Below are 14623 nucleotides of genomic sequence, written 5' to 3'. Positions count from 1 at the left end.
TTCTTTTTGGGGGCCACAGTCTGGTACTCGATTTTCTCGAATTCCCCGGTAACCGGTGAGCCGGCCCCCACAGAACAGAATCCGCTCATCGGAATCTGTCATAAGCACTGGTTATTGGTGTTCCACGTGCCAGTGGCATTACCCCTGGTCTTCGGCAATCCTGTCCTGAGTCCTGGTTTCGAAGTCACCCGCGTCATGCCGCTCCCGGAGCTGTTTCGCGGGATTTCCCCAGGTGCGATTGACCATCTGACCACGCTTGACGGCGGGCCGCTCCAGCAGGCTGTCGGCCCAGCGAATGACGTTGGTGTATTCGTGTACCGACAGGAATTCGCCAGCCTCGTAAAGCCGGCCTTTCACCAGTGCCCCATACCAGGGGAAAATCGCCACATCGGCGATGGAGTATTCATCCCCGGCCATGTATTCGTTTTCGGAAAGATGCCGGTTGAGTACATCCAGCTGTCGTTTGGTTTCCATGGCGAAGCGGTCGATGGGGTACTGCATCTTGTCCGGAGCGTAGGCGTAGAAATGGCCAAAGCCGCCGCCCAGGAAAGGCGCGCTGCCCATCTGCCAGAACAACCAGTTCATGGTTTCGGTACGTTTGTGATGATCTGTCGGCAAGAGGGCGCCGAATTTTTCAGCGAGGTAGAGAAGAATGGAGCCGGATTCAAACACCCGGCTTGGCGTCTGGGTGCTGTGGTCCACCATGGCCGGAATTTTTGAGTTTGGATTGATCGCCACGAAGCCGCTGGAGAACTGCTGGCCCTCGGAGATGTCGATCAGCCAGGCATCATACTCAGCGCCCTCGTGTCCCAGGGCCAGAAGTTCTTCCAGCATGATGGTCGCCTTTACGCCGTTGGGCGTTGCCAGGGAATAGAGCTGAAGAGGATGTTTGCCGACCGGCAGCTCCTTTTCATGGGTCGGCCCCGCGACTGGCCGGTTGATTTTGGCGAACCGCCCGCCGCTTTCCTGGTCCCAGGTCCAGACTCTGGGTGGGGTATAGCCTTCTGCTTCACTCATTCGCGTTGATCCTTATCTGCCGGTCGGCATGGGTATGTCGGCTAGGCACGGCTGGTTCAGCCTGCCCTTCTGGCTGCCCCCTTTTTACCAGATCCCCCGCCATGCTGGCCACTGTGTTTCGGAGGCTGCCTTGCCGGAAGGCGGTTTTCGACTATGCTCTCAGTCCCTGTAAAGTCCTGACCGGAGTGAGAGACATGCCAGTAAGTGTTCACTACGCACTCACCGTCCTGATATGGGGCCTGACCTGGACCGCGATCCGGCTGCAGGTTGAGGTGGCACCGGTGGACATCTCGGTGTTCTACCGATTTGTGCTGGCCTCCCTGGTGGCGCTGGGCGGCCTGGCTCTGGTGCGGAGGCTGCCCCGCTTCGGTTTTACCCAGCACCGCTGGCTGATAGTGCAGGGGCTGACTCTCTACAGCGTTAATTTCCTGCTGATCTATCGGGCTGCAGAACACATGACCAGCGGCCTGCTGGCGGTGGTATTTTCGCTGGCGGCCCTGTTCAATGCGTTCAATGGCCGCCTGTTCATGGGTATTCGCCCCAGCCCCCGGATCTACCCTGCGGTGGTGCTGGGGCTGAGCGGGGTAACCCTGCTGTTCTGGCACGACCTCCAGATTGGCAATGCCACCGCCAGCGGTATGGCATTCGCCGCGGCCGGCACCTTCTGGTTCTCGCTGGGTAACCTGGTCAGCCTCAAAGTGCGCACCGCAGAGATCCCGCTGCTGGCGGGCAACGCCTGGGCCATGTTCTATGGCGCGATGTTTCTGGGTCTGTGGTGCCTGGTGAGCGGGGTGGAGTGGGTGGTGCCGCAGAGCGGCGTGTTCTGGGGGGCAGCCCTGTTCCTGGCAGTTCCCGGCTCAATCATTGCATTTTTCAGCTACATAACCGTCATCCGCACCCTGGGAGCGGACAAGGCGGGCTATGCCACGGTGCTGTTTCCGGTGGTCGCATTGAGCGTGTCCACCTGGCTTGAAGGTTTTGTCTGGAGCGGCACTGCCATGGCGGGGGCCGCTCTGGCTCTGCTGGGTAATTATGTGCTGTTCCGCAGGTCTCCGGTAATCACTCCGGCAGCCCCCGGCGGGGCCCGATGATTTCATCACCCATCCTGTGAAATCCGTTGCAGGCTGGCTATTATCACTGAAAAGCGGTTGCGAAAAACCGGCCTTCCGCTGATCGTTCAACAGACCGAGGACCTCACATCATGGCAGAAACAACGCCGCTGCTCCTGGCCCTGGTTTTCGGCTCCGTCGGTATTGGTTATCTGGTTTATGGCCGCCGGCCGGGGAAGAGAGCCTGGTTCTATACAGGCCTTGCGCTGCTGGTCTTGCCCTATCTCACGACCGCAACACTTCCGTTGCTTTCGCTTGGCGTCATCCTGCTGTTTGTGCCCCGTTTTATCCGATGATCCCAGGGCACTGATTCCCTCCGGACCGCCGGAGACACCTGGAATATTTTGTGTCACCTGGGCCCGGGAGTTACCCTGGAGTGATGGCAGTAACAGGAGCCCCCAATCTGATGAGTCCGCAGTTTTCCACCCAGGATACCAGCCAGCTGGCCGCACGGTTCGATGCCACACTCGAGCGGTTCGCCAGGGCTCGCAGAGCCGACCCCAAAGCGTCCAGCCTGGATGTGCTGGAACTGGCGAGAGCCCTCATGGCTGCGCCCTGTGGTTTTGATGTGCTTTTCAGGCGGGTCGCAGCGCTGGAGGCAGCGGACATATTCGGCAAGAGTGACTGGTCCCAGCCGGCCATTCTCCAGCCTGCCCTGGCAAAACGTTCCCTGCGGGAAGGCAAGGCAGTCACCACGGTGGTAGAGGCCATCAGCGAGATCCGTCTGCTGGCGGTGGCCAAGGGGGAATACTTCCACCCGGGCATTTCCGCAGAGCAGGCCCGGTATTTTCTCACCCAGGTCATGGCCCTGAATCTGGACCTGCTGTCCGGGCAGATGACGGAGGCAGACCGTGAGAGGCCCCAGGCCCTGGGGCGAATAGTGCAGTCTCTTTATCAGTTCCTGTTGTCTCGGCTGGGCTACGACAGCATCCTCGGCAGCCTGGCGGACGAGGTCTGGCGCCTGCTGGCCCAGGGTCCGGTGCAGGTGGACAGCATCCGGGAAATGATTGTCCAGATCGCGAACTGTCTGTTCGATCCCAGGCTGAACACCATGGGGATGGAACATGCGGCCAGGTTGGTGGAGGCCGTGTTCGGCCCGACCGAAGGCAGCAGAGACGACCCGGGGCTGGACGCCTACACCGGCCGCCTGCGGAAAATGGATGAGGCAATCCTTGCCAGAGAGGCCTCGGACTTTGCCCGTGCGATGCACGATACGGGCCTGGTATCCGTGTATCACGCCGCTTTCCTGCGTCATCTCAGAGGCGAGCATGATCATCTCATACCCCGGGCGCTGGACCTCAGCCCCACCGGCATAGATGCCCTGCAGTGTTATGAAGAGCTGATCACGGCATTGATCGATGAAGCTGTTTTTCCGGAAACCTGCCAGGCAGTGTATGGACTGACCATGATGCTTGAACAGCGCACCCTCTTCACCCAGCCGGTTGCCCAGGCGCTCTGGCGTCAGGTTCACCTCAAACTTTCGCCGGAAACCTCGGAAACCCTGAGGAATATGTTTGGTGACGCCCGGCCACCAGGGGTCTTTCTTCTCGCTGGCGTACTCAATCTGCTGGGTCAGCCCCTGGGCGTGGGCCAAGGGAACAACCCCACCTGCCAGTCCGCCATCGGGCTGTCCATGTGGGCCGCCAATGAGGCCGACTATCTGCTTCAGGTGCTGGCCTGGGCGGCGCGGGACAATGAAGTGATCATGCGTTTCGAAGGGGAGCTGGTGTCTTCCCGTGGCCTTGCTCCGGGTTTGGCGAAGGAGTCTCCAGTAGATGTGGATGCGGTATCACTCATTGTCATCCCACATCTTGACCGTATTTATGCCGAAATGTGGCGTCTCTGTGAGGATCGTGAGGACGATGCCCATCGCTGGATCAATCCGGAATTCTATGGCTGGTGGGTAAGCCACGGATTCCGCGTCGTGGTGAGTGTGAAAACCGGCAAGCTGGATGATTACGAGGACTTTGTCCGCAATTTTTACGCCTCCTATCACCCCTATTACAACGGCCACATGCCAGTGATACATCCCCAGCCGGCAGGAATCGCCATCACTGACAGCGCCGCCCGCTTTGTTGGCCGGCATGCGATCACCATTCAGAGAGTGGCCCTGTCACCGGACGATGAGATGCGGGTCTATTTCTTCAACCCCAATAACGACCGCGGCCAGAACTGGGGGCAGGGCATCACCTGCTCGATCCAGGGTAATGGTGAAATCCGCGGTGAGGCATCCCTGCCGATGGCGGAATTTGCGTCCCGGCTCTATGTCTTCCATTACGACACCCTGGAGCTGGGCGACAAGGCAGCGGTTCCGGCGGAAGAAGTGGAGGGGGTGCTGAAGCTCGGGCTCACCAGCTGGGCAGTTGATGTGTAAAAAGCCGGCTCAACCGGCATGGCCGGTATCCGGCACCAGATCCTCCAGTGTGTAATTATCCAGCGATGAAAGATAGGCACTTACGGCGCCGGCAAAAAGACCATGAAAAGCCTGGCTCGGCGGGGCTTTGTGGAGGTTATCCGGAGTGAGGGGTAGTTCGCGCCCGAGCTCGGGGCTGAGGTCCCTGACCAGTCTGCCTATATTGATCTCGCGGGGTTTGTGTATGAGATGCAATCCGCTGGCGGTCTCCCCCACATATCCCGTGCGCTTGAGGTTTTCAATCTCCCCCGTCAGGTACTCGGCGGTGAAGTTCGCACCCTTTCCCACCTCCTGCTGAGGGACCGGATGGGGGCTTTTCGAAGCGAGATCGGCCAGTATCCTGACGGCGTATTCGGTGGAGCGGCTGATATACATCAGGGCCTCCTTGATACGGTTCAAGCCTTTGCAATGCGGCTTAAAGTACAGAAGACCCTTAAAAAGCATTCATCAACAAAAACAGCATGTGTGTTGAATGTTATGTGCCATTACTACTCTTTTAGTGCTTTTAAAGCAAATTAATAACGGTATGTCGTGGACATTTTTATTTCTTGAGCCGCGTCACAATGGTTCAGCGCAGCACAACCTCCATTCCATCCGTGGCAACTTCTGCGTCAACACCCCGTTCTTCCGCGTATGCCCGCAGTTTTGCCCCCACCTTCCGCTCATCACCGGCAACAATCTGGCTGCCGCAGTGGGTTACGATCATCCGTGGGACGCCTTCTTTCTGGCACCAGGTCAGCTGGGTGCGCACAGGGGTATGCCCAACGAGATTGCCATGTTTGTCCCGCCGGACGAGGTTCTCGTCGATGGAAGCTCCGTCGCCGACGTAGCAGCTAATGTCAGCGAAGGCTTCGTTCCGGTCCTCGATCCAGACCACGTCGGGTACGTAGAAAATCTTCACCCTGCCTGCGGTGATGCGATAGCCCACGGCCGGCGCCCTGGTGGAATGGATGACGGGAAAGGCCTCCACCTGCATGCCTTCAATGTCCGTTTTCTGTCGCTTATCAAGCACATGGCGCTGTTCTTTTTCGATTGGCCAGTCATCCATGGCCTGCCAGGACTCAGCGGTTGCCCAGACCGGGCAGGGTGAGCCCTCCTGGAGGCCGAAAGCATGATCCGGGTGGGCATGGGTGATCAGTATGGCGTGGGGCCGGATATCATGGACCTTTTGCCGCCAGTCCTCTCCGCAATCGATCATCAGGCGCCGGCGGCGATAGCTGACCAGCGTCGAAGTATGCCGCCGGTGTCGCGAAGTGGTTGGGTCGATGTAACCGCGGGTGCCCAGAAAAGTCAGTTTCATGGTCGATCCAGTCAGCAGGGGTTACTGTCTGTCTTCGGGGTGATGGGAGTGTATTCAAGAGCAGTTGCGCCCGGCGCACCACCACCAGGCTGCGCGACAAAAAATTCAGCTCTTTACCCCCAGGTCTCTGCAGTCCGGCGACCTGGGTGTGCTGTCCGGGTCCGGCCCTGTGCCCAAAAGTCGGTCGACACTGGTGACGGTGAAGCCGTACCAGTATTTTTCATTTCGGAAGTGGTGCAGGCGGTGGTTACGGAACAAACCGCGGTAGTAGGCATTTTTCGGCCGGATGTGGGTGTGCACCAGGAAGTGGGTCCACTCATAGTTCAGCGCGGCAAGACCGAAACCGGCAAGGGCAGATAGCGCCAGGGCGGGGCTCGGCGCCAGCCACCAGGCCCCGGCGATGAGGAGCGGACCCAGGGTGAGGTGAATATAAGGCGGCAAAACAATCAGCTCCGGACGCCAGGGTTCGGCATGATGGGCGCGATGGCTGCGGGAGAACTCCGGGTCTACTGTCACGCCGAGAAATCTGAATGGCCTGATATGCAGCAGGTAGCGATGCAGGCCCCATTCCAGAAAAGGCCAGATGATCACGCCTGCCATCACGGCCAGGAGGTCACCCGGATGAGGAGCCCCGAGGGCTGTCCTCAGCAGTGCCACGACAACCACAAACACCACAATCAGCCGCGGGCTCCTGAAACCCATCCATTTGCGCAGAGCCTGGCGGTAGGCTGTTATTGTTCTGGTACTCTCATGTTTCATTGCCAGCCTCCCGTGCATTGCTGTATGAGTGGGGCTTTCAATACACAAAGCACGCACGGAGTTAGTGCAGATCGTCCCCCATTTGTTTAACTTTAGTAGCTCAAACCTTTATTGTCTGTTTTTCGCAGGACAGCTGGTTAATTAATATACTGACGAACCCCAAGGAATTTCGAACGTGATGAGCTCACAGCAGGCTTCCCAGAACCTGAACCGTTTGACCAGTCACTTTGACGAGATCCTGGCCCGTTTTGCCAAAACCGGCTATGGCGACCCGGACATGCTTCCTCCGCTGCTTTCTCCGGCAGTGCCCCAGGCGACAAAAGGGGAGGTGCTGGCGGCAGCAAAGGCACTGATGGCCACTCCGGGCGGTCTGGATTGCCTTTACAGACGGGTACCGGCGATCGAGGCGGCCGGGCTTTTTGCGCACAGTGACTGGGCGCAACCTGCAATCCTCCAGCCGGACCTGGCCCAGCGGTCGCTCCGCGAGGGCGAGCCTTCCTTCACGGTAATCGAGGCCCTCAGTGAGCTACGTCTGCTTGCAGTGGCAACCGGAGACTATTTCCATCCCGGCATCTCGGCGGAGCAGGCCGGAAACTTCCTTACCCAGGTCATGGCCCTGAACCTCGACCTGCTGTCAGGCCAGATGACTGAAGCGGACCGGGAACGGCCGCAGGGTCTGGGAGAAATCGTCCAGGCTCATTACAACTATCTCCTTGAACGGCTGGGCTACGAGAGCATTCTCGACAGCCTGGTAGGGGAGGTGGAGCGCCAGTTGGCGCAGCGTCCGGTGCAGACGGACAGCATCAAACAGATGATTGTCCAGATAGCCAAGTGCCTTCTGGATCCCGAGATTGAAACCTCGGGCATGCACCGGGCGGAGCGGCTGGTGAGTGCAACCTTTGGCCCGACGGAAACCTGCCGTGAGGATCCGGGTATTGAGGTGTATGCCGAGCGGCTGGCGACCATGGATGAAAACCAGCTGCGAGAGGAAGCCCACCACTTCTCCGGCTCCATGCATGAGACCGGCCTGGTCTCCCCCTACCATGCTGTGTTTCTGCGTTTCCTGCGGGGCAAACAGGATGACCTGATACCGGCTGCTCTGGGCCTGAGCATTACGGGCAATGATGTACTCCAGTGTTATACCCAGCTGATTCATACCCTGATTGACGAGGCGGTCTTCCCCGATACTCCGCGAGCAGTTTACGGTCTGGCAATGTTTCTGGAACGGGGCACTCTTTTTATTCCTGGTGTCGCTGCCGGCCTGTGGCGGCAGGTTGCACTGAAACTCTCCGCTGAAACATCGGAGCGGCTGGTCGCTGTATTCGGTGATGCCCACCCACCCAGAGTCTTTCTGCTGGCAGGGGTTGTGACCCTGCTGGGATTGCCGCTGGGCGTGGGCCAGGGTAATAACCCCACCTGTCAGTCGGTAATCGGTATGTCCATGTGGGCCTTCAATGACGCGGACTATCTTCTGCAACTGGTGGCCTGGGCCGCCCGTGATAACGAGATCCTCATGCGTTTCGAAGGCGAGCCGGTTTCCTCCCGGGGGCTGGAGGCAGGTCTGGCCAAGACCCCGCCGATTGATGTGGACCCGGTATCTCTGATTCTGGTACCACATCTGGACCGGATCTACATCGAGATGGGGCGGCTGTGCGGCAGCCGGGACGACGACCTGCACAGGTGGATCAATCCTGAATTCTATGGCTGGTGGGTGAGCCACGGCTTCCGGGTGGTGGCGGATATTCACACCGGCATGCTGACCGACTACGACGGTTTCATCCGTAACTTCTATGCGAGTTATCATCCTTTCTACAATGGCGGCATGCCCCTGATTCACCCCCAGCCCGCCGGCATTGCGGTCACTGACAGCGCGGCGCGGCTGGTTGGACGGCATGCCATTTCCATCCGGCGGGTGGCCCTGGATCCGGAAGGCGAAATGCGGGTCTATTTCTACAACCCCAATAACGACAGCGGCCAGAACTGGGGCCAGGGCATCAACTGCGCGATCCAGGGCACTGGCGAGCGATTTGGCGAGGCTTCACTGCCGTTCGCCGAATTTGCCTCCAGGCTCTTCGTTTTCCATTACGACACTCTGGAGGTCGGTGACATGGAAGCAGTCCCGGCCGCGGACGTAGAGCGGGTGATGGAACTTGGCCGGGGCAGCTGGGCGAAGGATAAGTGAGAATTCAGGTGTCCTGGACTGATCTGAAGGCAGTGCCGGATGCTTGAGTCCGTAAGAAACGGCCTTGAAGCCTGGGTGATGCCCGGCCTGTCGGCCCTGATTGCGGTAGCAGCAACCTGGATTGTCTATCGGCTCGCCCTGGCGGCAGTCCGCAGGTTCTCCGAGTCCACCTCCGTGGCACGGCTGTTTCTGGATGCAGCAGCCCGGGCGTTGGGTCTCTCTGTCTCTCTCCTGGTGCTGAACGGGGTCCTGGAAACTGCCCCGGAAGATCTGCCTCTGCTGCCCCAGCTGCAGCACCTGGCCACGCTGCTGCTCATACTGGCGCTGACCTGGGCCGTGGTGCGCTGTACCTCTGCTATTGGTGATGCGATCGTAAAGCTCAACCCGGTGCTGGAGGGGGAGTGGAAGCGTGCCCGCAAGGTGGAAACCCAGACCCGCTTTCTGGTTCGTACCCTGAATATCATCGTGGTGATCGTGGGTTTTGGCGCTGCTCTGATGACCTTCGAACCCGTCCAGCAGCTGGGTGCCAGCCTGCTGGCCTCTGCCGGCATTGGCGGGATCATCCTTGGCTTTGCCGCCCGTCCGGTACTGAGCAATCTCCTCGCGGGCATGCAGATCGCCCTTACCCAGCCCTTCCGTATTGACGATGTTCTCAATGTCCAGGGGGAATGGTGCTGGGTTGAGGAAGTTACTGCCACCTATGTGGTGCTCCGGGTGTGGGACCTGCGCCGACTTGTGGTGCCCCTGCAATGGTTCATCGAGAATCCCTTCCAGAACTGGTCCCGGCACACCACCGATCTGGTGGGTGCCGTTACCCTCTGGATGGATTATGGCATGCCCCTGGAGCCTCTGCGTGAGGAGTTTTCCCGACTCCTGAAAGCGTCGTCCCAGTGGGATGGCAAGACCGAAAGCGTTCAGGTCATAGAAGCCGGGGAGCGCGGCATGCAGGTGCGTTTTCTGATGAGCGCCGGCGATTCCAGCAAGAACTGGGATCTGCGCTGCGCTGTCCGGGAGGGGCTGGTGACCTTCGTTCAGGAGAAGTACCCCGAGTACCTGCTGCGGATGCGGGCCGAGCTGGTGGAGCCTGGTGAGTAGTAGATTCCGTTGCTTTCCTCTAGTCTTGTCTGACAGGTAAGGATCCATCAGCACAATCAGCCAGACGGGACACCAGACCCATGTCCGAGAAATCCCTGCGCCCCAAATCCGACAGCAGTGCCATCGATGCCTTCATCGACCAGGCCCGCAACCTGCCCGCCACAACGGAGGGGCGGGGCAGGCTGATTTTTGCCCTGGATGCCACTGCCAGCCGGGAAGCCACCTGGGATCAGGCCTGCCATCTGCAGAGTGAACTCTTTCTGGCCACCCGGGATCTGGGCGGCCTCGCCATCCAGCTCTGCTATTACCGGGGTTATGGAGAGTTCAAATCCACGGCATTCGTCAATCAGACCGGCCGCCTCCTGGAGCTGATGAACGGTGTTTCCTGCCTCGGTGGCCGGACCCAGATCAGCCGGGTGCTCGGCCACGCCCTGAAAGAAACCCGGAGCGAACCGGTCAGCGCCGTGGTGTTTATCGGAGACTGCTGCGAGGAGCCAGTGGATGAGCTCTGCCATACCGCCGGCGAGCTGGGCATGCTGCGTACGCCGGTATTCATGTTCCATGAGGGTAACGATGCCCACGCCAGGGCCGTGTTCCAGCAGGTCAGCAAGCTGTCGGGAGGCGCCTGGGCACCGTTTGACCGCAGCAGTCCCCAGGTGCTGAAAGAACTCCTGGGCGCGGTTGCTGTCTATGCTTCGGGGGGCGCCAAAGCGCTGCAGGATTACACCAGCCGGAGCTCGGCGGAGGTGAAGCGCCTGACAAAGCAGCTTCGGTAGTCGATCGCTCCGCCATTTTTATACATTCTTTCGATTATTGGAGTCAGGGACACGCGTGGCATTGATACTTCTGGCAACAGGGCTGGCAATTGTGGCGGGGGTATGGCTGCGTAGCCAGCCCCCTGGCCGCAGAAAGCCGGCCGCCATCAAACTGGCTGCTCTGGCCGTGGCTGTAGCTTTAATGTTCATGGCCCTTACCGGGCGTCTGTACATTGTGGCGGGCCTGCTGGCGGTGCTGTTTCCCCTGCTGCGCCGGCTGCTGCCCGGCCTGCTTATGGGCCACCTGGGTAGCAAGCTGCGGGGTGGCCAGGCCAGGCCCAGCGCCGGCAATCAGTCCCATGTCACGACCGACATTCTGGACATGACTCTGGATCATGACTCGGGGGAGATGACCGGGAAAATACTGGAAGGCCCCATGGCAGGGCGTGAGCTGGCCGACCTCGGAGAAACCGAATTCATCGACCTGCTTCAGTACTGTCGTCGGAAGGACGCGGATTCCGCCCGCCTGCTGGAAACCTACCTGGACCGCCGGTTTGGGGACTCCTGGCGGACAGATGATCCTGGCACAGAGGAGCACGGGGAGTCAGCAGAGGCCGGGAATGGCAGCCTCACGGAAAACGAGGCGAGAGACATCCTCGGAGTGGAACCTGACGCCAGCCGGGACGAAATCATTCAGGCCCACCGGCGGATGATGCAGAAAATGCATCCCGACCGAGGCGGAAGCAACTATCTGGCAGCCAGAATCAACGAAGCCAAGGAGCTTCTGTTGAGCTGACCCTTGCTGTTCAATAGCGCTATAAAGCAGGAGACTCCAGACCCATGGCCAACGCCGGAGCCCGTATTTCATCATCCGCCGCCCTGCTGTTTCAGGGGGGCATTGTCGTGGTGGCGCTTCTGGGCATTGTCATTTTCGGTGTGGAAGTTCATCGGGGGTCGCTGCCGGCTGCTGTGGCCTTCGTGCTGGGCTCGGCGGGCGGGATGGCGACCTTTGCTCTGCTATGGGGGTTGTCCAGGCTGGGAGGGTTTTTCCCGTCGAAGCTCAAAAGTCACGTACGCGAGCTTCACCAATTCGCACGGGGTTTTTCCTGGCCGGTTATTATCTGCCTGTCCGCCCTCGCCGGAGTGGGAGAAGAGCTTTTATTCCGGGGCCTGATCCAGGGTTGGCTGGCAGAAGCAGGAAATGAGGCGTTTGGGGTTGCGGTCGCCGCCCTGCTGTTCGGTCTGCTGCACTTTCTTTCCCTGGCTTATTTCATGGCAGCTACGCTGATGGGCGTGCTTCTGGGAGCAGCCTATGTCGTGTCGGAGAGCATTTTTCTGGTGATTGTGTGGCACGGTGTCTATGACCTGGTGGCTCTGGTGTTCCTGAGAGACTTTCCCCATCTGCTGGGAATGAACGAGGAAGGCTGACCCCTCATCTGCTCAGCTCCTTTTCGCAGAATTCCACCGGGGTCAGTATCCGCACTTTCGCCTTGCTCCGGCTTCCGAGAAGATCGTCATCACTGCTGATGAGTGTCGCGCCGCTGGCATCTGCCAGGGCAGCAAACTTGCGATCTGTGTGATCCGGCACATGGCCGAAACGTTCCGGGTGGGTCTTGCCGCTGAAATGGGCTTCCTTCCTGAACAGCCTGTCGGCGTTCGCCTTTGACAGGCCGGGAATCTTACCCAGGATGTGCTCGATTTCGCCCCTGGTTCCGTTGTCCCAGATCATCCGCAGATTGCCCGATTCCACTTCTTTCAGTATGCGCGCCGAGGCGCTCCGGGAATTGAAGCCGGCAGCAACAAACACATTGGTATCAACAACGACATCCTGGGACATGGATCTGTGGAACCTCCTGTTTCCGGTGTGTAGTCTGGCCAGTTATACCAGAAAAGACAGCTAACCCGAAAAAGCGACAGAAATCCTTTTTCCCCGTGCTCCGTCTGGTTATTCTGGGCCTCAACACAAACCTGACCGGGGACTTTGCCATCATGCAAACCAAGTTTCTTCTGGACGAAACCCAGATGCCGAAAAGGTGGTACAACCTCCAGGCGGATCTGCCGGAGCCCTTGCCTCCGGTACTGCATCCGGGAACTCGAAAGCCGATTACTCCCGACGACCTTGAGCCGCTGTTTCCGAAAGCTCTGATCCAGCAGGAAGTGACTACTGAGCGGGAGGTCGAGATTCCTGAACCTGTGCAGGACATCTACCGCCTGTGGCGGCCAGCGCCCCTGTATCGTGCGCATCGGCTGGAGAAGGCCCTGGGCACGCCGGCAAAGATCTTCTACAAATACGAAGGCGGCAGCCCGGCGGGCAGCCACAAGCCCAACACAGCCATTCCCCAGGCCTTTTACAACCGCGAGGAAGGCATCCGCCGGCTGACCACCGAAACAGGGGCGGGCCAGTGGGGTACGTCCCTGTCTTTCGCCGGTTCCCTGTTCGACATAGACGTGACCGTCTTCCAGGTCAGTGTATCCTACAACCAGAAGCCCTACCGCCGCGCCGTCATGGAAACCTATGGCGCCCGCTGCGTGGCCTCGCCCTCGGAAATGACCCAGTTCGGCCGCCAGGTGCTGGCACAGAATCCCAACCATACCGGCAGTCTGGGCATTGCGATTTCGGAGGCGGTGGAACTGGCGGTACAGGACCCGTCCACCAAATATGCCCTGGGTTCGGTTCTGAACCATGTGCTGCTGCACCAGACGGTCATTGGCCTGGAATCCATGAAACAGATGGAAATGGCGGACTGCTGGCCGGATGTGATTGTTGGCTGCACTGGCGGCGGCTCCAACTTCGCAGGAATCGCTTTCCCGTTTATTGGCCACGCCCTGCGGGGCGGTGAGCAGCCCCGCATTGTTGCGGTGGAACCCTCTGCCTGCCCGACCCTGACCAGGGGGAAATATGCCTATGATTATGGCGACACCGGGCACATGACCCCGCTGACCAAAATGCACACCCTGGGGTCGGATTTCACACCCCCGGGCTTCCATGCCGGTGGCCTGCGTTATCACGGCATGGCGCCCCTGGTCTCCCATGCCAAAGAGTTGGGTCTGTTCGAGGCCAGGTCCTATACCCAGAAGCAGTGTTTTGAAGCAGGTATTCTCTTCGCCCGCAACGAAGGCATAGTGCCGGCGCCAGAGGCCAACCATGCGGTAAAGGGAGCCATAGATGAGGCCCTGCGCTGCAGGGAAGAGGGCAAATCCGAGGTGATCCTGTTCAATTTATGCGGGCACGGCCACTTTGACATGGCGGCCTACACGTCCTATTTCGCCGGCGAGCTTTCTGATCACGAGTACGATGATCAGGAACTGGCCATGGCGCTGTCCGGCCTGCCGCCGGTGTGAAAATCCGGCACGGACAAACCTTCCTGTTCCGGCAGGGCCCACGGCTGATAAGCTATCCCAATCGCACCGGTCCCTTTGCCTGGGGTTGCTGGAGAGTCTCTGCAGGAAATGGAGGACAAGATGCTGCTTGCTGAAAAAACAACCGGACACCTGATCGAGATACTGGACAACCACGCCCTGATGGATCCCATGGAGGCTACGGTCAGAGGCAGTCTCCACTACGGTGAGGAGGCGCAGGACCCAGAGCAGTTTGCCAAGGCAGAGCTGGGTTTCCCGTCCGGCGAGGCGTTGCCTCTGTGCTGGACAGATCCAGATTACCGCCGCAGGGAAAACCGGAACCAGTGACCATTGATGCCATCAATCTTCCAGACCCTCAGATAAGCTGTTTCAGCTGCCAGGCCTGCTGCTGCCGTCTTGAAGTGATGCTGATATCAGATACCGGCGTGCCGGAACGGTTCATTGAGGAATCCGCTGCTGGCGGACTTGTGATGGAGAGGCTGGATGATGGCTGGTGCGCAGCCCTGGACAGGGACACGATGCTCTGTTCAATCTATGAAAAACGGCCCTGGGTGTGCCGGGAATTCGAGATGGGATCGTACGAATGCCAGGTGGAGCGTGCGGAGAACCTGTAGGTTCCCCGCCCTCCGGGTC

General features: G+C 59.5%; 16 protein-coding genes. 11 read left to right on the top strand and 5 right to left on the bottom strand.

Annotated features, from left to right (window positions below):
- Nucleotides 1-138 precede the first annotated feature (138 nt).
- Nucleotides 139-1017: a glutathione-dependent disulfide-bond oxidoreductase gene (gene yghU, locus LG327_RS04050; RefSeq protein ID WP_404366116.1), complete on the bottom strand. Its 879-nt coding sequence runs from the start codon at nucleotides 1015-1017 to the stop codon at nucleotides 139-141.
- A 194-nt stretch (nucleotides 1018-1211) separates the two neighbouring features.
- Here yghU and LG327_RS04045 point away from each other — a divergent pair, with 194 nt between their 5' ends.
- The 3 genes from LG327_RS04045 (at nucleotide 1212) to LG327_RS04035 (ending at nucleotide 4500) form a co-directional block, all read left to right on the top strand.
- Nucleotides 1212-2108 carry a DMT family transporter gene (locus LG327_RS04045; protein ID WP_404366113.1) on the top strand — a complete coding sequence of 299 codons (897 nt, stop codon included), beginning with the start codon at nucleotides 1212-1214 and terminating at the stop codon, nucleotides 2106-2108.
- 110 nt (nucleotides 2109-2218) lie between these two features.
- On the top strand, nucleotides 2219-2422 hold the full coding sequence (locus LG327_RS04040) for a hypothetical protein (RefSeq protein ID WP_404366110.1): 204 nt from the start codon (nucleotides 2219-2221) through the stop codon (nucleotides 2420-2422).
- A 110-nt stretch (nucleotides 2423-2532) separates the two neighbouring features.
- Complete coding sequence (locus tag LG327_RS04035; RefSeq protein ID WP_404366107.1) at nucleotides 2533-4500, top strand: hypothetical protein; 1968 nt, start codon at nucleotides 2533-2535, stop codon at nucleotides 4498-4500.
- A gap of 9 nt (nucleotides 4501-4509) precedes the next feature.
- Here LG327_RS04035 and LG327_RS04030 read toward each other — a convergent pair whose 3' ends face one another.
- From LG327_RS04030 to LG327_RS04020, 3 genes are all read right to left on the bottom strand, one after another.
- Complete coding sequence (locus LG327_RS04030) at nucleotides 4510-4914, bottom strand: Rrf2 family transcriptional regulator (protein WP_404366104.1); 405 nt, start codon at nucleotides 4912-4914, stop codon at nucleotides 4510-4512.
- Nucleotides 4915-5107: 193 nt separating this feature from the next.
- The gene (locus LG327_RS04025; protein ID WP_404366101.1) at nucleotides 5108-5839 is read right to left on the bottom strand and encodes an MBL fold metallo-hydrolase; all 732 of its coding nucleotides are present in this window, start codon (nucleotides 5837-5839) and stop codon (nucleotides 5108-5110) included.
- Between the two features lie 105 nt (nucleotides 5840-5944).
- Nucleotides 5945-6598 (bottom strand): sterol desaturase family protein, encoded by a 654-nt coding sequence (locus LG327_RS04020; RefSeq protein WP_404366098.1) that lies wholly within the window; start codon nucleotides 6596-6598, stop codon nucleotides 5945-5947.
- 178 nt (nucleotides 6599-6776) lie between these two features.
- Here LG327_RS04020 and LG327_RS04015 point away from each other — a divergent pair, with 178 nt between their 5' ends.
- The 5 genes from LG327_RS04015 to LG327_RS03995 all read left to right on the top strand — a co-directional run bounded on the left by LG327_RS04015 (nucleotide 6777) and on the right by LG327_RS03995 (nucleotide 12058).
- Nucleotides 6777-8780, top strand: a complete 2004-nt coding sequence (locus LG327_RS04015; protein WP_404366095.1) for a hypothetical protein — start codon at nucleotides 6777-6779, stop codon at nucleotides 8778-8780.
- Between the two features lie 39 nt (nucleotides 8781-8819).
- Entirely contained in the window at nucleotides 8820-9875 is a 1056-nt protein-coding gene (locus tag LG327_RS04010; RefSeq protein ID WP_404366092.1) for a mechanosensitive ion channel family protein, read from the top strand.
- Nucleotides 9876-9955: 80 nt separating this feature from the next.
- Nucleotides 9956-10651: a VWA domain-containing protein gene (locus LG327_RS04005; RefSeq protein ID WP_404366090.1), complete on the top strand. Its 696-nt coding sequence runs from the start codon at nucleotides 9956-9958 to the stop codon at nucleotides 10649-10651.
- 55 nt (nucleotides 10652-10706) lie between these two features.
- Nucleotides 10707-11426, top strand: a complete 720-nt coding sequence (locus LG327_RS04000) for a DnaJ domain-containing protein (RefSeq protein WP_404366088.1) — start codon at nucleotides 10707-10709, stop codon at nucleotides 11424-11426.
- A gap of 44 nt (nucleotides 11427-11470) precedes the next feature.
- Nucleotides 11471-12058, top strand: coding sequence for a lysostaphin resistance A-like protein (locus tag LG327_RS03995; RefSeq protein ID WP_404366085.1), 588 nt, complete (start codon nucleotides 11471-11473; stop codon nucleotides 12056-12058).
- Between the two features lie 4 nt (nucleotides 12059-12062).
- Here the strand turns inward: LG327_RS03995 and LG327_RS03990 are convergent, their stop codons facing one another.
- The gene (locus tag LG327_RS03990; protein WP_404366082.1) at nucleotides 12063-12467 is read right to left on the bottom strand and encodes a putative toxin-antitoxin system toxin component, PIN family; all 405 of its coding nucleotides are present in this window, start codon (nucleotides 12465-12467) and stop codon (nucleotides 12063-12065) included.
- A 152-nt stretch (nucleotides 12468-12619) separates the two neighbouring features.
- Between LG327_RS03990 and LG327_RS03985 the strand changes: the two genes are divergently transcribed.
- From LG327_RS03985 to LG327_RS03975, 3 genes are all read left to right on the top strand, one after another.
- The gene (locus tag LG327_RS03985) at nucleotides 12620-13972 is read left to right on the top strand and encodes a TrpB-like pyridoxal phosphate-dependent enzyme (protein WP_404366079.1); all 1353 of its coding nucleotides are present in this window, start codon (nucleotides 12620-12622) and stop codon (nucleotides 13970-13972) included.
- 120 nt (nucleotides 13973-14092) lie between these two features.
- Nucleotides 14093-14317, top strand: a complete 225-nt coding sequence (locus LG327_RS03980; protein WP_404366077.1) for an acetyltransferase — start codon at nucleotides 14093-14095, stop codon at nucleotides 14315-14317.
- On the top strand, nucleotides 14314-14604 hold the full coding sequence (locus LG327_RS03975) for a YkgJ family cysteine cluster protein (protein WP_404366074.1): 291 nt from the start codon (nucleotides 14314-14316) through the stop codon (nucleotides 14602-14604). The genes LG327_RS03980 and LG327_RS03975 overlap by 4 nt, the downstream gene beginning before the upstream one ends.
- The last annotated feature ends 19 nt before the right edge of the window (nucleotides 14605-14623 follow it).

This window comes from Marinobacter sp., assembly GCF_044799475.1.
Classification (GTDB): Bacteria; Pseudomonadota; Gammaproteobacteria; order Pseudomonadales; family Oleiphilaceae; genus Marinobacter.
This window is presented reverse-complemented; position numbering and strand designations above follow the sequence as displayed.